This is a genomic window from Ruegeria sp. BE10, assembly GCF_056538905.1.
In genome coordinates this window covers 1-22432 of record NZ_JBQFTX010000006.1, presented here as the reverse complement: position 1 = coordinate 22432, position 22432 = coordinate 1, and the positions used below count along the sequence as shown (strand labels likewise).

At 58.3% G+C, this 22432-nt stretch carries 22 protein-coding genes; 8 read left to right on the top strand and 14 right to left on the bottom strand.

From position 1 onward, the window contains the following. Positions 1-160: 160 nt before the first annotated feature. The 5 genes from ACR0M2_RS14040 to ACR0M2_RS14020 all read right to left on the bottom strand — a co-directional run bounded on the left by ACR0M2_RS14040 (position 161) and on the right by ACR0M2_RS14020 (position 4692). On the bottom strand, positions 161-940 hold the full coding sequence (locus tag ACR0M2_RS14040; RefSeq protein ID WP_480705612.1) for an SDR family oxidoreductase: 780 nt from the start codon (positions 938-940) through the stop codon (positions 161-163). Between the two features lie 21 nt (positions 941-961). After that, positions 962-1924 carry a calcium/sodium antiporter gene (locus ACR0M2_RS14035; RefSeq protein ID WP_480689534.1) on the bottom strand — a complete coding sequence of 321 codons (963 nt, stop codon included), beginning with the start codon at positions 1922-1924 and terminating at the stop codon, positions 962-964. A gap of 168 nt (positions 1925-2092) precedes the next feature. After that, entirely contained in the window at positions 2093-2890 is a 798-nt protein-coding gene (locus ACR0M2_RS14030) for a S49 family peptidase (RefSeq protein ID WP_170350743.1), read from the bottom strand. A gap of 114 nt (positions 2891-3004) precedes the next feature. Beyond that, on the bottom strand, positions 3005-3766 hold the full coding sequence (locus tag ACR0M2_RS14025; protein WP_170350744.1) for an ABC transporter permease: 762 nt from the start codon (positions 3764-3766) through the stop codon (positions 3005-3007). Beyond that, positions 3763-4692, bottom strand: coding sequence for an ABC transporter ATP-binding protein (locus ACR0M2_RS14020; RefSeq protein ID WP_170350745.1), 930 nt, complete (start codon positions 4690-4692; stop codon positions 3763-3765). The genes ACR0M2_RS14025 and ACR0M2_RS14020 overlap by 4 nt, the downstream gene beginning before the upstream one ends. A 171-nt stretch (positions 4693-4863) precedes the next feature. On the opposite strand from ACR0M2_RS14020, the gene ACR0M2_RS14015 reads away from it, so the two are divergent. Next, on the top strand, positions 4864-5973 hold the full coding sequence (locus tag ACR0M2_RS14015) for a CaiB/BaiF CoA transferase family protein (protein WP_480705610.1): 1110 nt from the start codon (positions 4864-4866) through the stop codon (positions 5971-5973). A 57-nt stretch (positions 5974-6030) separates the two neighbouring features. On the opposite strand, the gene hemE is transcribed toward ACR0M2_RS14015, so the two are convergent. Continuing rightward, entirely contained in the window at positions 6031-7065 is a 1035-nt protein-coding gene (gene hemE / locus ACR0M2_RS14010) for a uroporphyrinogen decarboxylase (protein ID WP_480705608.1), read from the bottom strand. Positions 7066-7172: 107 nt separating this feature from the next. Between hemE and hemC the strand changes: the two genes are divergently transcribed. Beyond that, positions 7173-8132: a hydroxymethylbilane synthase gene (gene hemC, locus ACR0M2_RS14005; protein WP_480705606.1), complete on the top strand. Its 960-nt coding sequence runs from the start codon at positions 7173-7175 to the stop codon at positions 8130-8132. A 222-nt stretch (positions 8133-8354) separates the two neighbouring features. Here hemC and ACR0M2_RS14000 read toward each other — a convergent pair whose 3' ends face one another. The 8 genes from ACR0M2_RS14000 to ACR0M2_RS13965 are packed head-to-tail and all read right to left on the bottom strand — an operon-like array spanning position 8355 to position 17331. Further along, the gene (locus ACR0M2_RS14000) at positions 8355-9632 is read right to left on the bottom strand and encodes an aspartate aminotransferase family protein (RefSeq protein ID WP_480705604.1); all 1278 of its coding nucleotides are present in this window, start codon (positions 9630-9632) and stop codon (positions 8355-8357) included. Between the two features lies 1 nt (position 9633). Next, positions 9634-10737 (bottom strand): mandelate racemase/muconate lactonizing enzyme family protein, encoded by a 1104-nt coding sequence (locus tag ACR0M2_RS13995; RefSeq protein WP_170412548.1) that lies wholly within the window; start codon positions 10735-10737, stop codon positions 9634-9636. Continuing rightward, entirely contained in the window at positions 10734-11840 is a 1107-nt protein-coding gene (locus ACR0M2_RS13990) for a mandelate racemase/muconate lactonizing enzyme family protein (RefSeq protein ID WP_170412545.1), read from the bottom strand. Before ACR0M2_RS13990 ends, ACR0M2_RS13995 begins: the two co-directional genes overlap by 4 nt. Further along, the gene (locus ACR0M2_RS13985; RefSeq protein WP_254440242.1) at positions 11837-12121 is read right to left on the bottom strand and encodes a cupin domain-containing protein; all 285 of its coding nucleotides are present in this window, start codon (positions 12119-12121) and stop codon (positions 11837-11839) included. Before ACR0M2_RS13985 ends, ACR0M2_RS13990 begins: the two co-directional genes overlap by 4 nt. Continuing rightward, positions 12118-13224 (bottom strand): mandelate racemase/muconate lactonizing enzyme family protein, encoded by a 1107-nt coding sequence (locus tag ACR0M2_RS13980; RefSeq protein ID WP_480705602.1) that lies wholly within the window; start codon positions 13222-13224, stop codon positions 12118-12120. The genes ACR0M2_RS13985 and ACR0M2_RS13980 overlap by 4 nt, the downstream gene beginning before the upstream one ends. Further along, entirely contained in the window at positions 13221-13793 is a 573-nt protein-coding gene (locus tag ACR0M2_RS13975) for a dimethylsulfonioproprionate lyase family protein (protein ID WP_217356060.1), read from the bottom strand. The genes ACR0M2_RS13980 and ACR0M2_RS13975 overlap by 4 nt, the downstream gene beginning before the upstream one ends. A 2-nt stretch (positions 13794-13795) precedes the next feature. After that, positions 13796-14878: an alcohol dehydrogenase family protein gene (locus ACR0M2_RS13970; RefSeq protein ID WP_480705600.1), complete on the bottom strand. Its 1083-nt coding sequence runs from the start codon at positions 14876-14878 to the stop codon at positions 13796-13798. Further along, on the bottom strand, positions 14875-17331 hold the full coding sequence (locus tag ACR0M2_RS13965; RefSeq protein WP_480705598.1) for an FAD-dependent oxidoreductase: 2457 nt from the start codon (positions 17329-17331) through the stop codon (positions 14875-14877). The genes ACR0M2_RS13970 and ACR0M2_RS13965 overlap by 4 nt, the downstream gene beginning before the upstream one ends. Before the next feature lie 68 nt (positions 17332-17399). Here ACR0M2_RS13965 and ACR0M2_RS13960 point away from each other — a divergent pair, with 68 nt between their 5' ends. From ACR0M2_RS13960 to ACR0M2_RS13935, 6 genes are all read left to right on the top strand, one after another. Further along, on the top strand, positions 17400-18287 hold the full coding sequence (locus ACR0M2_RS13960; protein WP_480705596.1) for a MurR/RpiR family transcriptional regulator: 888 nt from the start codon (positions 17400-17402) through the stop codon (positions 18285-18287). Continuing rightward, positions 18284-19372, top strand: coding sequence for an aromatic ring-hydroxylating oxygenase subunit alpha (locus tag ACR0M2_RS13955; RefSeq protein ID WP_170412531.1), 1089 nt, complete (start codon positions 18284-18286; stop codon positions 19370-19372). Before ACR0M2_RS13960 ends, ACR0M2_RS13955 begins: the two co-directional genes overlap by 4 nt. Before the next feature lie 19 nt (positions 19373-19391). Beyond that, positions 19392-20210, top strand: a complete 819-nt coding sequence (locus tag ACR0M2_RS13950; protein ID WP_170412528.1) for an aspartate racemase/maleate isomerase family protein — start codon at positions 19392-19394, stop codon at positions 20208-20210. Positions 20211-20230: 20 nt separating this feature from the next. Next, positions 20231-20971 (top strand): sulfotransferase-like domain-containing protein, encoded by a 741-nt coding sequence (locus ACR0M2_RS13945; RefSeq protein ID WP_170412526.1) that lies wholly within the window; start codon positions 20231-20233, stop codon positions 20969-20971. 17 nt (positions 20972-20988) lie between these two features. Beyond that, the gene (locus ACR0M2_RS13940) at positions 20989-21372 is read left to right on the top strand and encodes a carboxymuconolactone decarboxylase family protein (protein WP_170350759.1); all 384 of its coding nucleotides are present in this window, start codon (positions 20989-20991) and stop codon (positions 21370-21372) included. Positions 21373-21796: 424 nt separating this feature from the next. Next, positions 21797-22267, top strand: a complete 471-nt coding sequence (locus ACR0M2_RS13935; protein WP_170361221.1) for an aminoacyl-tRNA deacylase — start codon at positions 21797-21799, stop codon at positions 22265-22267. Positions 22268-22432 lie beyond the last annotated feature (165 nt).

Below are 22432 nucleotides of genomic sequence, written 5' to 3'. Positions count from 1 at the left end.
TTAAGGATTCCTTGATCTGCACAAAAATTAGGCAGCATTTTAACTTGTTGTTTTTAAATGAAACTATTTCCTACACATGACAAGTGTATGAAAAAAAAGACATTTTTGTAACGTGCAGGTAACAGGAACGCGAGCGGTGCAAAACTTACGGCAGAATTACTTATTCTACGCCCAGAACATCCGGTGTCTGCCAGCCCAGATGTTGCCCGCCATCCACGCATAACAGCTGTCCAGTCACCGCATGCGCGTCCAAAAAATAGCCCAGCGCGGCGGTGATATCCGACGGGTTCGCGCCCCGCTCGAGAACCGTGTTGGCGCGCTGTGCCTTGAAGTGGTCTTCGCTCTGGCGATGGCCCTGCATGGTGGGGCCCGGCCCGATGGCGTTGACTCGGATCGCTGGAGTCAACGCCTGCGCGGCGGTACGGGTCAGCGCCCACAGGCCCATCTTTGCAATGGTGTAGGACATGAACTCGGGGGTCAGCTTGCGCACGCGCATGTCGACCATGTTGACGATCAATCCGGTGGCCAAGGGCTCTCCGGCATCGTCCGTGTCGGGCGTCAGCCCTTGCTCGGCCATCGCCTGCGTCAACACAAAAGGCGCACGCAGGTTGCTGTCCATGTGACGATCCCAGCTTTGTCGCGTGGCCGTGTGGATATTGTCGTATTCAAAGATAGAGGCATTGTTGACCAGACAGGTGATCGGTCCGCCCAGCGCCTTGGCCGCGCGGGGCAGCAGGGCGCTGACTTGTGCCTCATCCAGCAGATCGGCCTGCAAGGCGACCGCCTTGCGCCCCAGCGCCTGAACCTCAGCCACGGTCTCCAGCGCGGGTTGTTCAGAGGTGGCATAGTGTACAGCTACATCATAGCCGCGACTCGCCAGATACAGCGCCATGGCCCGGCCAAGGCGAATTCCGGCACCGGTCACTAAGACTCGGGTCATGAATGATCCCTCTTCGTCACGTTACGCCAACAAAACGATGACATAGACCGCGTAGAGCAGAGTCAACACAATGCCCCAGACGCGCGTGATGTCCCGCTTGAAAAACACGAATGGGATCAGCAACAGCGACGCGCCCAACATGACCCACAAGTCAAATTCAAGGAATTCCGGATCTACAGGAATAGGGCCAACCAACGTGGCAATCCCGACAATGGCCAGCAGGTTGAACATGTTTGACCCGATCACATTACCCAGCGCCACATCCGCCTGACGCCGCAGCGCCGCCATCACCGTGGTGGCCAATTCCGGCAGGGATGTTCCCACGGCAACCAGTGTGAGGCCGATCACCGTTTCGCTGACCCCATAGGTGCGCGCAATGACGGTCGCGTTGTCGACAAGAAGATGCGCGCCCATGGGCAGACCGATCAGGCCCAACACCAGGTAGACCGAAACCTTCCAATAGGCCATGTTGGGATCAGCCTCTTCCAGACCTTCCAACTCATCATCGTCGGCACAAGCCTCACCACAGGCCTTGCGATGCGCATAGGCCTCGCGGAACGCATTCCACAGAACAAGAGCCAGCGCAGCCAGCAGAATGGCCCCGCTGAACATGTTGAACACGCCACAGAATGCCAGCCCGATAAACAGAACCGAAGCGAGCAGCATGAAAACATAGTTCTTGCGACTGTCGCATTCGCTGGTGTGCAACGTGGCCAGCAAAGCAGGCAGGCCCAGAACCAGCAAGATATTCGCCGTGTTCGACCCGACCACGTTGCCCAGCGCAATCCCCGGCGCGTTCTCCTTGATCGCGCTGATCGCAATCAAAAGCTCGGGCGCGGATGTGCCAAAGGCTACGATGGTCAGGCTAACGATCAATGCAGGCACGCCCATGCGCAGGCTCAGGTTTACCGCACCGCGTACCAGCGCATCACCCGCCAGCAACAAGATCAGCAATCCAAGGCCGGATAACAGCCATGCCGTCATGTACGATCTCCTTTTTCGCAGGCGCAGGGACCTTTACCGATCCTGAACCGCCCGCAGCGCGGACATCTTGACGATTGCAGCCTCTTTTGCCCTGGAAAGCGCAGCTTTCCGAACATCGCCAGCACACCCATGGCGATCAGAAACAGGGTGACAATCTTGATAATCACGTCACAAACCGAAACGCGCGTAGGCTGCACGCTCCTCAAGGCCGGCAACGGCATCCTGTGCCAGCGAAGCCCCAAAGCGCGACCAAAGAGGTTTGCGCAGCCCATAGCGGCGGAACTTGACCTTTTCGCCAAAGCGTTCCTGCAACTTGGGCTTCAGATGCGCGATGCCATCAATCAGCCCCAGTTCCTGCGCGCGCCGGGCCAGCCAGACCTCGCCTGTGAACAGGTCCTGACTTTCATCCAGCTTGCCGCCGCGCCGGGTTTTGACATGGGTGATGAAATTTTCGTGAATGTCAGCCAACAGCACTTCCAGCCGGGCGACGTCTTCTTTTTTCTCGGGTGCAAACGGGTCGAGCATGGATTTCGATTTTCCTGCGGTGTGCACACGGCGTTCGATACCCTGTTTTCGCAAAAGGACATGCGCGCCGAAACCCGAAGAGATCACCCCAATCGACCCCAAAACCGAGCTGTCATCGGCGTAAATCTCATCCGCAGCCGCCGCCAGCCAATATCCGCCCGAGGCTGCCACGTCTTCGACAAAAGCAATGACAGGAACATTCAATTCCTCAGATAACCGTCGAATACGCGCGCCGATCAGAGAGCTTTGCACCGGCGATCCACCGGGCGAGTTGACCTCAAGCGCGACGGCGGCAGGTTTGCCCTTGCGAAAGGCTTTCTCAAGTACGGGTGCCAGCGCAGTGTCGGACATCGATCCACGACCGGCCATTCCGATTGCACCGGACAGGCGCACAACGGCCACGCAGGGTTGCTTTTTAATAAACGGCAGGCTGAGTTTCATGGGTGCCGATGTAGAGTGCCCCCAACCGGTAAACAAGGGACCGATTTACCGATAGACGTGACGTGAACACATTTCCTGAAGCCAGAGGGCAAAAATGCAACGCCTCTCTGTGGCTTAGCTACGAATGCGCCAACCGGTTTTAAAGATCCACCAGATGATGCCAAGGCACAGGCCGGTAAAGGCCAGAATGGCCAACAGGCTAAGCCCGATCGGAACATCCGCCAGCCCATAAAACGACCAGCGAAACCCCGAAATCAGATAGACCACCGGGTTGAACAAGGTGACCGTCTGCCAAAGCGGCGGCAGCATCGAAATGGAATAGAACGTGCCACCCAGAAAGATCAGCGGCGTCACGACAAGCTGCGGCACCAGCGACATCTGCTCGAAATTACTGGCCCAGATACCGATGATGAACCCCAACAGGGAAAAGCTGAGGCAGGTCAGGATCAGAAATGCAGCCATCGCAACCGGGTGTTCGATGCGCAAATCCACAAAGAAAGAGGCCGTAACCAGGATGACCAACCCAACGAAAAGTGCCTTGGTCGCGGCTGCCCCGACATAGCCGATCACAATCTCGATAAAATTCACCGGCGCCGAGAGAAGTTCATATATCGTGCCCAGAAACTTGGGGAAATAGATGCCGAAAGACGCATTGGATATTGCCAGCATCACCACCGACAGCATGATCAGCCCCGGCACGATGAAGGCACCGTAGGACACGCCTTCGATCTCTTGAATACGGCTGCCGATGGCGGTGCCAAAGACCACGAAATACAGCGAGGTTGATAGGACCGGCGACAGAAAGCTTTGCGCCAGGGTGCGGAAGAACCGGGCCATTTCGAACCGGTAGATGGCGGCAATGGCGGACCAGTTCATGCGGGCTCTCCGGACACCAGATTGACAAAGATTTCCTCAAGGCTCGACTGCCGCGTCTGCACATCACGCAACACCAGCCCCGCCTGCGCCACATCATTCAACAACGTGGTGATCCCGGTACGATCAGCATGCGTGTCATAGGTATAGATCAGCGCATCACCGTTACCATTCATCGTCAGGTTATGCACCGCCAGACTGTCGGGAATGGTCTGGATCGGCTCAGTCAGCATCACCTCGATCTGCTTCTTGCCCATCTGCGCCATCAGCGTGTGTTTGTCCTGCACAAGTAACAGCTCGCCTTTGTCGATGACGCCGATACGGTCAGCAATGGCCTCGGCCTCTTCGATGTAATGCGTGGTCAGGATGATGGTGACGCCGGCCTGTTTCAGTTCGGCCACGATCTCCCACATATCCTTGCGCAGTTCGACATCAACGCCGGCGGTGGGTTCATCCAGAAACAGCACGCGCGGCTCATGCGACAGTGCCTTGGCGATCAGCACGCGACGCTTCATACCGCCGGACAGTTCTTTGATCGCGTTCTTGCGTTTGTCCCACAGGGACAGCTTGCGCAAAATTTCTTCGATCCGCGCATCATTGCGGCCTAACCCGAACAGACCACGCGACAGGCGGACCGTGTTCCAGACCTTCTCGAACGGCTCCAACGCGATCTCTTGCGGCACCAACCCGATCATCCGGCGTGCGGCACGAAAATCGGTCAGGATATCGTGACCGCCTACCGCAACCGAACCCGAGGTCGGTGTGGTGATGCCGCAAATGGTCGAAATCAGCGTCGTCTTACCCGCCCCGTTCGGGCCCAGCAGCGCCAGGATCTCCCCCTGCTCGATATCCAGCGAGACGCCCTTCAGCGCCTCAAACCCTCCGGCGTAGGATTTGCGCAGATCCTTGATCGAAAGAATGGTTGTCATGCAGGTTCCTCGTTCTGGCGGCGACCCTACCTCGCCCGCCCGACACAGAACAGGTCAATTCCGCACACCGCCCTGCGCTTTTTTGCGGTAGGGAAAGGCGCCATTGCACGTAACTCCGGCCTTGCAATTCACCGTACAAGTCGAAACCCTGCGCCGAAACGGAGGGGCGCAATGCTGAACGGTATTCGGATTATCGAGATTGAGGGGCTCGGCCCTGCCCCCTTTGCCGCCATGCTGCTGGCGGATATGGGCGCGGATGTCATCACCATCCACCGCAAGGTACGGGCGGCAACACCTGGCATGCCGGAACGCTCGGTTCTGGATCGCGGAAAACGGTCGGTTGATCTGAACCTGAAGGACGAGAGCGATCTGGAAGTTACCAAACGGCTGATCGCCTCGGCTGATGCGCTGATCGAAGGGTTTCGCCCCGGAGTGATGGAGAAACTCGGCCTTGGTCCCGAACCCTGTCACGAAATGAACCCCAAGCTGGTCTACGGCCGGATGACAGGCTGGGGTCAGGACAGCCCCTTGTCGGACACGGCCGGACATGACCTGAACTATATCGCCTTGTCCGGCGCGCTCTGGTACGGATCACCCCCCGATCAACCGCCGCAGACCCCCGCCACACTGGTCGGTGATATCGGCGGAGGAGCGATGTATCTGGTCGCTGGCCTTCTGGCCGGGCTTCTGAACGCGCAGAGCACGGGCCAAGGCACCATCGTCGACGCCGCCATTTATGATGGCTCGGCACATATGATGAACTTGCTTATGAGTCTGAACCAATCCGGCAACCTGTCTGACGCACGCGGTCAAAGCCTGCTGGACGGCCCCCATTGGAGCCGCACCTACGCCTGTGCCGACGGCGGGTTCGTGACGGTCCAATGCCTCGAACCCAAATTCTATGCGCTTTTCGTGCAAAAGATGGGCCTGTCCGACGACAAGATTTTCGAACCCCAGTTCGACCCGTCACTCTGGCCCGCGCAAACCCGTAGTCTTGCCGCCATATTCGCCGCAAAGCCGCGCGACCACTGGGCAAACCTGTTCGCAGGAACAGATGCCTGTGTCGCCCCGGTTCTCAGCCCGGCTGAGGCACAGGCTCATGAAATGAACTCTGCCCGAAACACATGGCTGCGTATCGACGGTGACCTTCAGGCCGCCGCCGCCCCGAGATTTTCCAACCATGCGTGGGCGCCGAAACCAAGCCCGGCCCGTGGCGAACACAGTGTGGAAATTCGGGCGGAGCTCGAAACTCTTCGCCGATCCGCCTCTTCATCTGGCTAAAGATACCTCGGGGGATGAATTGGCCACAGGCCAAGATGGGGGCTGGCCCCTTCCTGGTTACCGCCCGCGAACTGTATCGATCATCAGCTGCACATTCGCAGGGTCAGCATCCGGCGTGATCCCGTGACCCAGATTGAAAATATGTGGTCCTTTTGAGAACGCCTCGACAATCCGGCGCGTCTCATCCACCAAAGCCTGACCTCCGGACACCATATGGGACGAGGCCAGATTGCCCTGAACACAGCCATCCACCTGCACATGCTTGGCCCCCCATTCAGGCGAAACCGAATTGTCCAACGCGACACAGTCTACACCCGTTGCCTTGGCAAATCCGATATAGCCATCCCCGGCCTCTCGCGGGAAACCAATCACCGGGATATCGGGATGGCGTTCCTTTATGGCCTGCGTGATCACACGACAAGGCTCAAGCGCATATTTCCGGAACGCATCCCCTTTCAGTGACCCGGCCCAGCTGTCAAAGATCTTGACCACTTCAGCCCCGGCCTCGATCTGCGCCGAGAGGTATTCGATGGTCGCCAGCGTAATACGCTCCAACAGTGCCTCGAACAGGGCGGTGTTTTCCTCGCGCAGTGCATGCGCGGGCCCCTGATCCGGCGTGCCGCGCCCGGCAATCATATATGTCGCAACGGTCCAGGGCGCGCCCGCGAATCCAATCAGAGTGGTCTCGGACGGCAATTCGCGCGACAGGATGCTCACCGTCTCATAAACCGGCGACAGCGTTTCATGGATATCCTCGACCGGTTTCAGCGCATCGAATTCCGAAGCTTGCGTGATGGTCGACAGACGCGGGCCTTCTCCGGTGACAAACCACAAATCCGCGCCCAGCGCCTGCGGTACCAGCAGGATATCGGCAAACAGGATCGCTGCGTCGAACCCATAGCGGCGGATCGGCTGCAGCGTCACCTCGGCCGCCAGTTCAGGGTTGTAGCATAGCGACAGAAAATCCCCAGCCTGCGCGCGGGTTGCGCGATACTCGGGCAGATACCGCCCGGCCTGACGCATCATCCAGATCGGCGGCACATCCTGCACCTCACCCGCCAGTGCCCGCAGCAGTTTCTTTGTCTCGGCCATCTTTGCCCCCAATCGTCTGGTTTGTCGCAACGGGTCATCCTTCGGCGGCAATTTGTCAAGGTGTCCCCCCATTGTCAGGGCAATGTGACGCGACTAAAGCTTGGCGCATGACACTGACCCTGCCTTCCCCCGACTCACCGCTGAAGATTGGCACCCGTGGTTCGCCTCTGGCGCTGGCGCAAGCATACGAAACCCGGCAACGGCTGGGCACTGCATTTGACTTGCCGGACGAGGCGTTCGAGATCGTGGTGATCAAGACCACCGGCGACAACCGCGCCATGATCGACGCGGACCGCCCGCTGAAAGAGATCGGCAACAAGGGCCTGTTCACCAAAGAAATTGAAGAGGCGATGCTGCGCGGCGATATCGACATCGCGGTGCATTCCACCAAGGACATGCCGGTGGAACAGCCCACAGGTCTAGTGCTGGACACGTTCTTGCCGCGCGAAGATGTGCGCGACGCGTTTATTTCGCCCAGCCTGACCTCGATCCACGATCTGCCGCAGGGTGCCGTGGTCGGCACCTCATCGCTCCGCCGCAGGGCGCAATTGCTGAACCGACGGCCTGATCTGAATGTGGTCGAATTTCGCGGCAATGTGCAGACCCGCCTGAAGAAACTGGCCGACGGCGTGGCGGACTGCACCTTTCTGGCCATGGCAGGCATCCGCCGCTTGAACATGGCCGAGGTTCCCGCCACGGCCATCGCCCCCGAGGACATGCTGCCCGCAATTGCACAGGGCACCATCGGTATCGAGCGTCGTAGCGACGATTCCCGTGCAGCGGGTATGCTCGAAGCAATCCACCATACCGAGACGGGTCAGCGCCTGGCCGCTGAACGCGCCCTGCTGGCGGCCCTGGACGGGTCCTGCGAAACCCCCATCGCGGGTCTTGCCGAAGTGCAAGGCGGACGACTGCGCCTGCGCGGCGAAGTGCTGCGCCCCGATGGGTCCGAGGCGTTTGCCGATGACCAAACTAGCACGATTTCCGACGGCCCCGAGATGGGCCGCGTCATGGCACAAACACTGTTGAAACAAGCAGGTCCGGGCTTCTTCGATTGGAGAAGTTGAGAAAAATTTGAGTAATGTGAATTACTTCACTGTAGATTGCATTCCGATCTGGCATCAAGGTGTCATACCGATGTGGTGAAGGGGCAATCTCGATAAAGTCGAAAGTTTTTTCAGTATATTCGCTTAAGTGGTATTCGAGGGGGCGAGACTGCACCAAATCACTAATCGGTTAGGGCCGCTGTCATATTTTGACAGCGGCCCATTTCATTTCAGATCAATCGTTCAGGCTGCACTGATCGCCTGTACAGCTTTTTCAACAGCCGCCCGGGTCTGTTCCAGATCGGCTTCGGTCACGGCCAATGACGGATACAGCTTGCCCGGAGATTTGAAGATCCCATTTGCGCGCAACGTATCGTTGTAGAGGGTATTTCGTTGTGGATCGTCATGTCTGGCGCTGCGGTAGTCGCGACAAGCCCTATCGGTGAAATAGATATCGAACAGCGTTTCATCTCCGACGACCTGATGCGGAATACCCGCCTTGGTCAGCGCGTCGACCTGCATCTGCTGCAATGCCAACCCAGTTGCGCGCAGCTGGTCATAAACGCCGTCGCGCCGCAAAACCTCGAGGGTTTTCAAACCTGCAACCGAAGCCACCGGATTGCCAGACAAGGTGCCCAACTGCATCAGCCAGCCTTCTTCGCCGACCTGCGCCTTGTTGAAATGCTTCATAATCTCGGCGCTGGCACCCAGCGCGGCCAGAGGGAAGCCGCCGCCTGTAGCTTTGCCCAAAGTGCAGATATCGGGCGTCACGCCGTATTTTTCTTGCGCGCCGCCATAGGCCAGGCGGAACCCGGTGACGATCTCGTCAAAGATCAGAAGAACGTGGTGCTTGTCGCACAGATCGCGCAAGCCCTGCAGGTAACCGGGTTCAGGCGGCACGATCCGTTGCAACGGCTCAACCATGATCGCAGCGACGTCATTGTTTTCGTCCAACAGGGCGGCCACCGCCTCAAGGTCATTAAAAGGGGCAACCAACACCTGTTCGGCCACGCTGTCAGGGATACCGGCACTGTCTGGCACGGCTTGCGGAAAGTTGACCTGCCGGCTGGGTGCAAGACTCATCTGTGCCTCGGCGCTCATGCCGTGATAGCCACCTTCGAATTTCAGAATCTTGCTGCTCCCCGTATAGGCGCGGGCCAGACGGATCGCATACATGTCCGCCTCACCGCCCGAGGCGACAAACCGCACCTGTTCGCAACAAGGCACCGCATCGATGATCGCCTCGGCCAGTTCAATGCCTTTGGCGTTGTTGGCAAAGAAGGTCATGCCTTTGGGCAATTGCTCCAGCACGGCCTCCATCACCTCGGGGTGGCCATGGCCCAACAGCATGGGGCCCGACCCGATCAGATAGTCGATATATTCATTGCCGTCCTCATCCCAGACACGGCTGCCTTCGCCGCGGGCAATGATGATGCCTGGGTCGAAATTGCCGAACCCTCCGGCGGGCAGAACTGCATTGGCGCGGTCGATCCATTCGGATTGTGTGCCTATCTTCAGCATCTCAAACGATCTCCAATATCGGGGAACCAAGAACTTCCGGGTCAGGTGAAACACCTAATCCTGAACCTTCGGGCGGAGCAATCCGGCCGTTTTCACGATTTGGTGCATCCTTGCAAAGGCGAGGGGTCACATAGGACGACAGGTCACAGGTATTCAGCAATGATCCATGCGGCGTCGACGCCGCAAAGTGCAACGATGCGGTCGTAACGATATCCGACCCCCAGGTGCATTCAGCGCAAATTTCTGCCCCCAGATGAACGGTCAGATCCCGCGCGCGGCGCATGGCCGACAAGCCGCCAAATTTGGACAATTTCAACGCAACCGCATCCATGCACCCCAGTTCATGCGCCCGCAACAGCGAGGCCAGATCAAAGGCGTTTTCGTCAATCTTCATCGGCAAGCCGGTGGCCTGTCGCACAGCAGCGCAGTCTTCCAGCGTTTTACACGGCTGCTCCAGCATCACGTCCAGATGCGCAACGGCCCGCCCCGTGCGTGTGGCTTGCAACCGCGACGCGCCACAGTTCCAGTCGCCATAGACCAGAGGGCCCGGTCCCACGGCCTCACGCACTTTGATCAGACGTTCCGCATCGGCCTGCCAGTCGCCCTCAACCCCCAGCTTGACCTGAAACTGGCGAATGCCGGTTTGATAAGCGGTTTTGGCGATCCGCGCCATGTCGTCTGGCGGGATACAGGTGATCGAATGATAGAGCGGCATGTCCTTCCGCGTCCGCCCGCCCAGCAAAGCATAGATCGGTTGGCCCGTGGCCTGACCAAACAGGTCCCACAGGGCAATGTCGACAATGGATTTGGCATAAAGATGCCCTTGCAAGAACCCGTCCAGTTTACGCATCGGAGCGTCGACGCCAAACGGGGAAACCCCTATGATCTGCGGTCCCATTTCCGCCACTGCCCCCGGCACGCCATCAGCAAAGGCTGGCAGGTAATGGGGGATCGGGCAGACCTCGCCCCAACCTTTCAGGCCGGTATCCGTTTCCAGACACAGAACATGGGTTTTAACTGTGGCACAGGTCTTACCCTCGGCCATGTGGTAGGTCTCGTGACTGGTCAGATCGACGGACCAGAGCGTTATCTTGGTGATCCTCATTGATAAACTCCAACCGGATCGCCAAGCGCCTCTTCGTCGGGATGAACACCAAGCCCCGGTGTTTCCGGAAGGTGCAGGTGACCTTCGATGTTACGCGGCCCGCGCCCGGCGGCGATATCAACCGTGATCATATCCTGACAAGCCCAGACCGCGTGGCAATTTTCGTCCGGGATGGTAGAGGCAAGATGCAGTGCCTCGGTATCGGCCAGAACCGAGCCGCCAGTGGCCATCACGAACATGTCGATTCCGTGCGCCAGCGCGATATCTCGCATCCGAGCTGCTTTGGTCAGACCGCCGACGCGATTCAGTTTGATCCCGAACACCTCGGCCAGCCCGTCACGGGCAATCCGCGCGGCGTCCTGCAAGGTGACCAGGCTTTCATCTACCGACACGGGTGAGGCATGACGGCCCGAGATCGCGGCAATATCATCCAGCGTCTCACCGGGCTGTTCAAAAATGACGTTCAGATCCTCGCAGGCACTCATTACTTGCAGGGCCTGTTGCCGGGTCCAGCCACGGTTGACGTCATATAGGACGATCTCACCCGGTCGCCGAATGCTCTCCACGTCGCGCACACGAGTAATGTCACGTTCGACGTCACCGCCGATCTTTACCGAATGGGCAACGTAGCCGCGGTTGCGATACCGCTCCATGACCTCACGGGTTTCTTCCACAGTCTTGGCCCCGACCGAGGATGCAATAGGACACGGCGTCCGCGACCCCCCACCCATCAGATCAGCAATCGGCAGGCCGGCCGCCTGACCTGCGATGTCCCAGCACGCCATGTCGATCGGGCTTTTGGCATAGAGATGTCCGGGCAGCGCGGTATCCATTGCCCGTTCCACATCCAGCACTCGTCGCGGATCAAGGCCCAGAATGAACGGCGCCATGGTTTGAATGCCCGCGCGAATGCCCGGCCCATGCGCAGGCACATAGGTGTGACCCCAAGGAGTGCCCTCGCCCCAGCCGATCAGCCCGGCATCAGTTTCCACCTTAACCAGCGTCGCATCCAGCACGTCGAATTTCAGCCGCCCACCAGACAGCCAATAGGGATGCTCTAACGGCAAATCGACGTGATAGACCGAAAGGCGGGTGATCTTCATTTCAACTCCACCTCGACAAAGGACATGGGGGTATCCCCAGCGTTGATGACGTTATGTTCCACCCCTTCGTCGCGGCGATAGGCGGTTCCAGCGGGAACTGTCACTTCGTTGGCCGTTCCATCAGGCAACTCCAACCGCATCTGGCAATCGGTGACAGCCATGATGACGTAATCCATCGCGTGACGGTGCCAGCCAGTTTCAGCGTCGGGGGCAAAGTCAAAGCGCGTCACCCGCACACGCGCGTCATCAATCATCTGGGTTGCAACAGCTTGCGGTCTCATAATCTAAACTCCTCAACAGGCGCACCGAGGCTTTCGAAATCGGGCACTACACCCATTCCTGGTACATCCGAGGCGTAGAGCTTGCCATTCCGCGACATTGGTCCGCCGATTCCGGTAGAACGCGTGTTGTAGTTCATCAGATCGGTCGTGTTTTGCAGGTAGTCGGACGGGGTCGAGGCAGCAAAATGGGCGACAGCCGATGTCGCAATTTCCCCACCCCATGTGTCTTCGCTGACCATCGGAATGCGGTTTTCGACCAGATAGTCCCGCACCCGCCGCGCCTTGCTTAGCCCACCAAGGTTCGAGATTTTGAGACAGCAGATCTCGGCCCCGCGATCCGCGACGATGCGCTGCGCCATGTGCATACTAGTCAGGCATTCATCCAGCTTCATAGGTTGCTTGGCCACGCGGCGTACCTGCTGGCATTCTTCATAGGTGCGGCAGGGCTGTTCCAGAATGTAATCCAGATCGCTCGTTGCGCGCGCCACCCGGATCGCGTTGTCAACGCGCCAGCCCTGATTGGCATCGGCCATCGCCTTTTCACCAGGTTGAAGCAAAGGCAGTGTCGTCCGGATACGGTCAATATCCGTGACCCAGTCGCTGCCGACCTTAATCTGAAACTGCCGGTACCCCTGCTCGCGGTACCGGTTCATTTCGGCGACCGTCTCATCAACCGCTTTCTGAGGCGCGACGCGATACATCGGCGCGCCGTCGGTCAGCTTACCACCCAGCAGCATCCAAACCGGTTGATCACAAGCCTGCCCCAGAATGTCCCAGCACGCGGCATCAAACGGAGCCTTTGCGTACCCATGTCCCTGAATCAAATGATCCATAAGCTGTTCGATGCGCCCCACCTGTCGCGGGTCCTCGCCCAACAGCGACGGAGCAACTAACCGGGCCAGCGCGGCGACGCCTTCGGAATGCGCAACCATATAGTTCTCACCACAAGGCGTGAATTCTCCGCACCCCTGCAGACCCGCATTTGTGTCGATGACGACGACTGACGCAGTTGCGGTTTCAATCGCGTTGCCCGCCCCCCAAACGTAGGCACCGCCCACATAAGGCAGACCGGTCTGGAACACGCGCACACGGGTAATCTTCATGCGGCATCCATTCGTGGCAAATCGCCCATTCCCTCGCCGCGCCAAAGAACGAAGGTCAGGATCGGCTCATCTATTGTGGTCATCGCATGGCTTTGCCAACTGAGGTGATGGCGTGTCTGGTTGGGACCGATATAGGTTTCGTTCCCTTCGATGCGAAAACTCGCCCCGCCCCCTACGATCAAATACAGCTCTTCTGCCTGATGGCTGTGCCAATCATAATTCAAACCTGCCCCCCAATAGGCGACGTAGCCGCGCAATTGGGTCGAGTGGAAATGCCCGGTTGGCCCGAACAATTCATAATAGCCGAAGCGGTTTAGGAAATCGGCCCCCACCTCTTCTTCGGTATAGGTGTGCTTCCATTGCGCCAGATGTGCGGTTGCCCTGATTGCATCGGACAGGGATTGCGTGGCGTCGCCGGTCGGGAATTCAGTTTGCTGAACCAACTCCACTGCCGGGATTTGGTTTGGTTCCAAACCTGTCGCTACAAGATCGTCAGGCCAGGCACCAAAACCTGAAAGATCAGGGTGGGATTGATGCAGCTGCCGGGCGGCCTCTAGAACGTCGTCCATTGTCACGGGATCACCACGATGTTGCCTGTGTGTTGTTTGGCGATAAAGGCCGCCTGTGCCTCACGCAATTCTTCCAATGGATAGGTAGCCGCCAACGCAGGCTTGATCTCTCCGACCTCGATGTATTTCACGAGGTTTTGCATGACTTGCGGGTCGATCACGGTCGAACCTGTGAAGGTCAAGTCGCGCAGGTAGAAAGTACGCAGATCAAACTCGACCATCGGCCCCGCGATCGCACCCGAACAAGTATAGCGCCCGCCGCGTTCCAGACTGTCGATCAGGTTCGGCCAATAGGGGCCACCGACCACATCGGCAACTACGGTAATCTTTTCTGACCCCAAAGCCGCGCGAAGGTTTTCCGGCGCACGGGGCAAAATCCTGTCGGGGCCTAATTTGGCGACGTCTGCGTGCTTGGTCTCGGACGCCATTGCGATCACACGCGCGCCGCGCCGTTTGGCCAATTGCACCAGTGCCCCACCAACGCCACCCGAGGCGCCCGGCACCAACACGGTGTCCTTGTCGGTCACGTTGGCGCGGGTCAGCATGCCTTCGGCGGTCGAATACGAGCAGGAAAACGTCGCCAGCTCCGCATCCGTGAGGTCTGATTTGATCGGCACCGCATTCACCGCAAGCGTCGTGGCGTATTCGGCAAATCCGCCGTCCCGCTCGGACCCATAGTATCCGGTCTTGTCCTTGTTGCCTGGATCGTTCGGATCGCGCAGCCAGCCATCGGTGATCACGCGTTCACCAATGCGGGCGCTGTCGACACCATCGCCGACGGCCACGATCTGACCGCAGATATCGGCGCCCTGAATGCGCGGGAACGTAATTGGCGCGCCGCCCCATGTCGGGTCATCTTCGCCCACTTCTTCAAACGCGCCACCCGTTGTCGCATCCGTCACCGTTTTGGAATACCAACCCGAGCGTGTGTTCACGTCGGTATTGTTCAAACCACAGGCGGCGACCTTGATCAGCACCTCGCCCGCAGCGGGTTCCGGGCGCGGCCAGTCCTCATGCAACACCATTTGTTCAAGGCCACCATGGCCCATCGTGACCATAGCTTTCATTGTATCGGGCAGGCTCATTGTGCAGTCTCCAGCATGGCGTCGGTACGGGGCAGCAGGCTGTCGGGGTCATAGGCAGGTTCACCCAACACGCGGGCTACGCGGGGTTTGCCGTGGATCACGACCTGCAACGCGGTGCCGGGGGTTGCGGCTTCGGGCTTGATATAGGCAAAGGCCAGAATCTTACTGACCGTATGGCCATAAGCCACCGAAGCCGTCGAGCCCACGACGCGGCCATCCAACATGACCGCTTCGCCGCCATGGCCGTCGATCTCTCCGTCGGGTTCAATCTCAAGATAGGCGCAGATCCAGGGCAGGTCAGAATTCAGGGTTTTGTCTTTGCCCAGATACTCCTTGTCTGTGCGCGCAAAGCGCAGCACATCAGCCTCGGCCAGTGTGACCTCGTTGGTCAACTCACCCGCACCTTTGAAGCCCTTCTCCATCCGCATCACGTTCATGGCAAAGCTGCCATAGTCGGTGATTCCATGCGACTGACCCGCAGCCCAAAGCGCATTATAGACGTCAAGACAGGCGCCGTTAGGCATATGTAATTCCCATCCCAGTTCACCTGCGTAAGACATGCGGAAGGCCCAGACCTTGTGGCCTGCGACGGTGATCTCCTGTGCCGACAGCCAGCGGAACCCAGCATTGGTCAGATCGGCATCAGTGCAGCGGGACAGTACGTCGCGTGACCGGGGACCGTTCAGTGACAAGGCCGACCAGTCGGCAGACAGAGCGGTGATCTGCACATCCTCATCAGCACACTGGTGTGCCAGATGATCCAGTAGGCGTTGTTCAAAGAAAGCTGCACAGACCAGATAGAAGCGGTCCTCTGCCATGCGGACAATCGTCGTCTCCAATTCGATCCGCCCGCGTCGGTTCAGCATATGCGTCAGTGTGATGGAACCGACCTTTTGCGGCATCCGGTTGGCGGTCAACCGGTCCAGCAAGGCATAGGCGTCCGGGCCAGAGACCTCGACCTTGGTGAAAGCGGTGACATCCATGATACCGACGCGTTCGCGGACCGCTTTGACCTCAGCTGCGACCATGTCGTCTGCCGGCGTGCGGCGGAAGGAATAGTGATCGCGCTGTTCGACCCCGTCCCGTGCGAACCAGCGGGGGCGCTCAAAACCATACACCTCCTCATGCACCGCGCCTTTGGAGTTCAGCAGTTCATACAGCGGCGACGGCTTGATCGGGCGGCCTTCCAGGCGATTGAAATGCGGGAAAGGGATTTCATGGCGCAGGCAGTAGTCTTCCTCAGCCTTGATCACCTGCCAGTCCTTGTTGGCATACGCCCCAAACCGGCGCGGGTCGAATTCGCGCATCGAAATATCCGCCGCCCCATGCACCATCCAGCGCGCCAGCTCGCGGGTCAGACCTGGCCCCCAGCCGATGCCGATCTGCGTTCCGCAACAACACCAATAGTTCCGAACACCCGGCGCAGGGCCGATCAACGGGTTGCCATCGGGGGGATGCGAAATCGCGCCATGTACGTCGCGTTGAATGCCCAGTTCAGCAAAGATCGGCATCCGGTTCAGGCTTTCTTCAAGCCACGGCATCACCCGGTCGTAGTCCGCATCGAACAACCAGTTTTCGTATTCCCAGGGGCAATGATCATGCCAGACCGAGTTCGGGTTCTCTTTTTCGTAAATCCCGATCAGCCCGCGCTGCTGCTCCATCCGGATATAGCCCGAGACTTTGCGATCGTCGCGGATCACCGGCAGTTCGGTGTCCAGGTTCTGGAACTCCGGCACCGGCTCGGTCACGAAGTAATGGTGGGTCATCGAAGTCATGGGCAGTTGTAGTCCCGACCATTCGCCCATCTGACGGGCATAGGTGCCGCCCGCGTTCACCACATGTTCACAAGTTATGGTGCCCTGTTCGGTCTCTACCACCCATTCGCCATTGCCGACCTGCGTAATGTTGGTGGCCCGGCAGTTGCGGAAGATGCGCACACCCTTTTGACGCGCGCCTGTTGCCATCGCCATGGTGACGTTTGTCGGGTCCACATGGCCATCGTCGGGCGTATGCAGCGCGCCCAACACGCCGTCGAGATTGTAGAACGGGTGCAGCTCCGCCACCTTTTCGGGGCCGACTAATTCGATATTGAACCCAAGCGAGCGACCAACGGACAGGGTGTGGCGCAACCAGTCCATCTCATCCTCAGTATAGGCCAGTCGGAACGATCCGCAGCCATGCCATGTCACCGGCTGGCCGGTCTCTGCCTCAAGCGCACCTGAATACAAACCGATGTTGTAGTCCACACATTTGCCCAGCCCAAAGCTCGATGTTGAATGTGTGATCTGCCCTGCCGCATGCCAGGTGCTGCCGCTGGTCAGTTCAGCCTTTTCCAGCAGGACAGTATCCTCGCCCCACCCTTCATGCGCCAGATGATAGGCCAGACCGACCCCCATGACACCTCCGCCCACGATCACCACGCGGGCATGTGACGGCAGATTCTTCTCGGACATGATTTTTCCTCTTCCCGAGTCGCGTTTCTGCTCGACAGGCTAATTCCACAAATGTACCATCGTCAATCATGAATGACACAAATGTATCATCAATCGTTCTCGACCGCCTCACCGAAGAGTGGGACGCCCTGACGCCCGAGGCACAGAAAGCCGCGCGTTACGTGCTGGAAAACCCCACGGATGTAGGGGTTTCGACCGTGCGCGAGATTGCCGAGGCTGCCAATGTGAAACCCAACACCTTCGTGCGGATGGCTCGGCAGGTGGGCTTCGAAGGCTACGAGGATTTTCGCGCCCCATTTCGCGACGCGATTCGCCAAGGCACCGTGTCGTTTCCCGATCGCGCGCGCTGGTTGCAGACCATTGGCAAGTCGGGTGAGCTGGGCGGCCTTTATGCCGATATGATCGGCGCCGCGATCCGCAACATCGAAGACACCTTTGCCGGAATCGACGCCGACCGACTGAAAGCCGCCGCCGAGGATATCTGGAATTGTCGCCAGATCTTCACGCTGGGCGTTGGCGTCAATAACGCGAACGCGCGCAACTTTACCTATCTGGCCTCTACGGGCATGAAGCAATTTCACGCCATCCCTCGCCCCGGCTCGACCCCGGTCGACGATCTGGCCTGGGCCGACGAACAGGATGTGCTGATCGCCATCACCTGCCACCCCTACCGGACCGAAGTGATCGACGCAATTAAACTGGCGCGGCAGCAGGGTCTGACTGTCATCGGCCTGTCCGACAGCCCCGCCAGCCCAGTAATCCTGAACGCGCAGCATGGCTTTGTCGTCGCTGCTGACACGCCGCAATTCTTCCCGTCCTCCGTATCTACCATCGCTTTGTTGGAAACGCTGCTGTCCTTCGTGATCGCGGTTTCCAGCGATGAGATCGTCGAACGGGTGGAACAGTTTCACCAACGCAGGCACCAGCTTGGCCTTTACGCAGAGGAGCCCGAATGAACGCCCCGCTGACACGTTCGCTTGATGCGCGATACTACACCGACCCTGCGATTTTCACGCAAGAGATGCAGGGCCTTCTGGCCCGAACATGGCAATTCGCCGGACACGTGGCGCAAGTCCGCGAAACAGGGGACTACTTTGCCTTCACGATTGCCGGGCAGAGCCTGTTCTGCATTCGGGGTCGCGACGGAGAAATCCGCACCTTTTACAACGTTTGTCAGCATCGAGCGCACGAGATGGTCACCGGCGCCGGAAACACCCGCGTCGTCGTCTGCCCCTACCACGCGTGGACATATGAATTGTCCGGCCAGCTGCGCGCAGGGCCCAACATCAAATCCGTCCCTGGCTTTGACCGTAGCACCATCTGCCTGACCTCTGTCCGGACCGAAGTGTTCAACGGCTTCATCTTCGTCAATCTCGACGATGACGCCGCACCAATGGACGAATGGTACCCCGGCGTGCGCGAAGAAATCCGCGCCTTCGTGCCTCATATCGACGATCTGGAACCGCTGGAATGGGTTGAGATTCCGGAAAACTGCAACTGGAAGGTCAGTATCGAGAATTACTCGGAATGTTATCATTGCCCGACTAACCACCCGACCTTTGCCGAAGGCGTGGTCAAACCCGAGACCTATGACATTCAACCCGATCCAAGCGGCGGCTACGTGCTGCGCCACACGACGGAATGCCAGAGCCTCGACAAGATGACCTATCCCATCGACATGTCGGTGTCTCATGCAGGTGATTATCAGTCGTGGTTCCTGTGGCCGATGTTTTCATTCCAATGCTACCCGGGCAATGTGCTGAATACATACCACTGGCGCGCGGTCGATGCCGATCACTGCACCGTGTGGCGCGGCTGGTATACCGAAGGCGGGTCGGAAAGTGCGGTGATCCGTCAATTGGCCGTGCAGGATCGTGAAACCACGGTCGAAGAAGATATCCATCTGGTCGAAAGCGTTCACCGGGGCCTGAAATCCCGTGGCTATCGCCCAGGTCCACTGGTGCTGGACCCCAGATGCGGTGTGATGTCGGAACACTCGATTGCCCGGTTACAACAATGGATGCGTGAGGCGGTGGACTGATGATCAAGGTGATCCACCCATGCTGATGCCCGAAGACTGGCGACCGGAGCACAAGCTATTTCCGCATCAGGTGGGCTTTACCTCTCCACCGTTCGACTTCGATGCGGCTCCATCCGATTTCCTGCGCATCAGCCCGGGCACCGTAGGGGTACATGGCTGGATGCTGCATGTCCCCGACTATGTGCATGGGCTGGATCAGCGAAAACAGAATTTCGGGATGCTTGAGGATTTTGTCCACTGCATGTCCCGAAACGGCGTCGATGTGTGCGGTCAGGTCGGGTCGAACTGGGTGCATGCCTGCGGGCTGGGCGTTGAAGGCGTACGACAGCATTGCGCGGATCTGTCCGACAAATACGGCACGCAGTTTCATATGGCAGGATACGCCATGATCGAAGCGCTGCGCGAAATGAATGTGGAGAAGGTAGCGTTGAACGCTGCCTATCATTGGCCGAATTGGTGGCAAGGCACAGTCGGATTCCTTCAAGAAGCCGGGTTCGATGTTTTGTATGCCGGCAATTTCCACGATCAGGGATGGTTTGCCAGCCAAGATGATGTGAACAGTTATCGCTGGGTCTTTGAAGGCGATCTGGCGCTCAAAAGCTTCGAATACGTTGCCGAGCAAGCCCCGAGGGCCGATGCGATCCTTATCAACGGCATGTGCAACTTCCGCACGGGTCCGAACGGTCTGCCACAACGCCCCCTGCATTTGGTAGACGATCTGGAGGCCGCCTTGGGTAAACCTGTAGTCGGCCACGACATCGCGCTCTATTGGCGCATCTTCAGATCCCTTGACTTGCGGCCCGCGACACCATTGGGTCGGCTTCTGAAAAGCCTGTAGATCAAAGAGGGCTGAAACCCATGCACAAAATACTCGCGCTTTGGGCGGTGCCCCGATCCACTTCAACGGCCTTTGAATGGATGATGCGCCAGCGCGGCGATCTGGATTGCCTGCACGAACCCTTCGGCGAGGCGTGGTATCAGGGAGAAGACCCACTTTGGCACCGGTTCAAACCGGGGGATGTCACAACGCCCGGTCTGACGCTTGGGAAAGTGTGGCAGAACATCAAGGCCCGCGCCGAAAATGCGCCGGTCTTCATCAAGGACTTTCCGCACTACATCAACCATATGTGGGATGCCGAATTCCTGTCCCACTTCAATCATGCCTTCCTGATCCGCGACCCGGCCAAAACGATCACCTCGATGTTCAAGCGTTGGCCAGACTTCGCAGAAGGAGAGGTTGGCTTCCCCGAACAGCGCGCCTTATTCGACTTGCTAACCGCCCTGAACGGCACCCCTCCGCCTGTGATTGACAGCGATGATCTGCTGGAAGACCCCCGTGCAATGACAGAGAAATTCTGTGACGCAGTGGGCATTCCTTTTGTCGAAGACGCCTTGACCTGGGAAGCCGGTGGCGATCCTTCGGCACATAGCTGGTGGGATGGCGGGTCGTTTCACGCCAATCTCGCGAACTCGACCGGGTTGGCGCCGCAACCTCGCAAATATGTGTCAATCGAAGAGGCGCCTGATCGGGTCAAACAGGTGCATCGCCGGATGAAACCGCACTATGATCACCTCTACAAACATCGTCTGACGCGCTAAAGAACCGGAGGCCCCAAATGGCAGACATTTTCGACGAAGACCTGTTCCTCAAAGGGTTGGAGCAACGCAAAGGCACGCTCGGGGCCGAATATGTAGAAAAGAACCTGGCGTCCGCGGATGACTTTACGCGCCCGTTTCAGGAGGCCATGACAGCCTGGTGCTGGGGCTTTGGCTGGGGCGACAGCGTGATCGACGCCAAGACCCGATCGATGATGAACCTGTCGATGATCGGCGCGCTGGGGAAGATGCACGAATGGGAAATCCACTGCAAAGGCGCGATTAACAATGGCGTCTCGAAAGAGGAAATCAGGGCCATCATCCACGTGATCGGCATCTATTGCGGTGTACCCCAGGCGCTGGAATGCTTCCGTGTGGCGCGAAAGGTGCTTGAAGCCAAATAAATGCTCAAACTAGTCAAATTTAAACAGGCATGACTGGTTCAGTATCAGGCTTCGGGCCCTAAGTTTATAAGTATATCGACAATCTCGCCGCGCCTCGTCCCGATTAAGGCGTGTCGGGCAGAGCGAGGGGCAGGCTGCAAGAATTTTTTGACACGCGTTGTCGTCTCATACGATCAGGACGCCAAGAGCCATGTGCTAGATATGCATGGCAACCTCATCACCGCAACAAACAAGGTAAGCAGAGCCCTCCCAACCTTCTTTAATACTTGAACAGCCTACATCAGGGTTGATCATTGCGACTGCACCCCCCTTGCCGGATCGACTGATTGGGCGCACAATATGAGCTCATACACAAAATTGCGCCCTGGGTGCGCACCGTGACACGCTTCGCGTCCGGGACGCCTTCTATGAAATGGAGGGCACCATGACTATTGCATCTCGTCTGAAACACCATTTGGACTCCCAGGGGCTTCCGTTTGATACTGTCCCGCATCCCTATGCCGCTACTGCAAGCGAATGTGCTGAAGCGGCACATGTTCCCGGCGACCACCTTGCCAAATCCGTCTTAATACACATGGAAGAGGGGCCCATACTTGCAGTGCTGCCCAGCAACCATCAGGTCGACCTCACAGCTCTGCAATCGATGATGGATCGGCGCCTTGGTTTAGCTCCTGAATCCGAAATGCGCGAATTGTTTGATGATTGCGCCCTTGGCGCGATACCACCTGTGGGCGATGCCTATGATCTGCCGACTGTTGTGGACAACAGTCTCACTGGCCTCGACAGGGTTTGGTTCGAAGCTGGAGACCACCAAACTTTGATTGAAATGCGCGGGAAGGATTTCGACACGATGATGAAAGACGTTAAGCACGGCGCTTTCTGCTGCATGCATTAAGCTCTGGCGTGTTTTTTCGCTGATTTACTTCGCTCCGGCGGGGTTTTTCTGAGCTACGGGAGCAGGATTTTCAGCTCTCACCCCATTGTTTTATGGTTCTGACGGGTTGAGTGTGTTAAGCGATTGATCTTGGGGATCAATTGTAGTGTGACCGGGCTGTTCTGA

Excerpts from the sequence above, each read along its gene's own strand:
- ACR0M2_RS14030 (WP_170350743.1), bottom strand. The coding sequence starts at position 2,890 with ATGAAACTCAGCCTGCCGTTTATTAAAAAGCAACCCTGCGTGGCCGTT.
- ACR0M2_RS14025 (WP_170350744.1), bottom strand. The coding sequence starts at position 3,766 with ATGAACTGGTCCGCCATTGCCGCCATCTACCGGTTCGAAATGGCCCGG.
- ACR0M2_RS14000 (WP_480705604.1), bottom strand. The coding sequence starts at position 9,632 with ATGCTGAAGATAGGCACACAATCCGAATGGATCGACCGCGCCAATGCA.
- ACR0M2_RS13935 (WP_170361221.1), top strand. The coding sequence starts at position 21,797 with ATGACTATTGCATCTCGTCTGAAACACCATTTGGACTCCCAGGGGCTT.
- ACR0M2_RS13995 (WP_170412548.1), bottom strand. The coding sequence starts at position 10,737 with ATGAGGATCACCAAGATAACGCTCTGGTCCGTCGATCTGACCAGTCAC.
- ACR0M2_RS13990 (WP_170412545.1), bottom strand. The coding sequence starts at position 11,840 with ATGAAGATCACCCGCCTTTCGGTCTATCACGTCGATTTGCCGTTAGAG.
- ACR0M2_RS14035 (WP_480689534.1), bottom strand. The coding sequence starts at position 1,924 with ATGACGGCATGGCTGTTATCCGGCCTTGGATTGCTGATCTTGTTGCTG.
- ACR0M2_RS13975 (WP_217356060.1), bottom strand. The coding sequence starts at position 13,793 with ATGGACGACGTTCTAGAGGCCGCCCGGCAGCTGCATCAATCCCACCCT.
- ACR0M2_RS14020 (WP_170350745.1), bottom strand. The coding sequence starts at position 4,692 with ATGACAACCATTCTTTCGATCAAGGATCTGCGCAAATCCTACGCCGGA.
- ACR0M2_RS13945 (WP_170412526.1), top strand. The coding sequence starts at position 20,231 with ATGCACAAAATACTCGCGCTTTGGGCGGTGCCCCGATCCACTTCAACG.
- ACR0M2_RS14015 (WP_480705610.1), top strand. The coding sequence starts at position 4,864 with ATGCTGAACGGTATTCGGATTATCGAGATTGAGGGGCTCGGCCCTGCC.
- ACR0M2_RS13980 (WP_480705602.1), bottom strand. The coding sequence starts at position 13,224 with ATGAAGATTACCCGTGTGCGCGTGTTCCAGACCGGTCTGCCTTATGTG.
- ACR0M2_RS13965 (WP_480705598.1), bottom strand. The coding sequence starts at position 17,331 with ATGTCCGAGAAGAATCTGCCGTCACATGCCCGCGTGGTGATCGTGGGC.
- ACR0M2_RS13985 (WP_254440242.1), bottom strand. The coding sequence starts at position 12,121 with ATGAGACCGCAAGCTGTTGCAACCCAGATGATTGATGACGCGCGTGTG.
- ACR0M2_RS13970 (WP_480705600.1), bottom strand. The coding sequence starts at position 14,878 with ATGAGCCTGCCCGATACAATGAAAGCTATGGTCACGATGGGCCATGGT.
- ACR0M2_RS13960 (WP_480705596.1), top strand. The coding sequence starts at position 17,400 with ATGAATGACACAAATGTATCATCAATCGTTCTCGACCGCCTCACCGAA.
- hemC (WP_480705606.1), top strand. The coding sequence starts at position 7,173 with ATGACACTGACCCTGCCTTCCCCCGACTCACCGCTGAAGATTGGCACC.
- ACR0M2_RS13950 (WP_170412528.1), top strand. The coding sequence starts at position 19,392 with ATGCTGATGCCCGAAGACTGGCGACCGGAGCACAAGCTATTTCCGCAT.
- ACR0M2_RS13955 (WP_170412531.1), top strand. The coding sequence starts at position 18,284 with ATGAACGCCCCGCTGACACGTTCGCTTGATGCGCGATACTACACCGAC.
- ACR0M2_RS13940 (WP_170350759.1), top strand. The coding sequence starts at position 20,989 with ATGGCAGACATTTTCGACGAAGACCTGTTCCTCAAAGGGTTGGAGCAA.
- ACR0M2_RS14040 (WP_480705612.1), bottom strand. The coding sequence starts at position 940 with ATGACCCGAGTCTTAGTGACCGGTGCCGGAATTCGCCTTGGCCGGGCC.
- hemE (WP_480705608.1), bottom strand. The coding sequence starts at position 7,065 with ATGGCCGAGACAAAGAAACTGCTGCGGGCACTGGCGGGTGAGGTGCAG.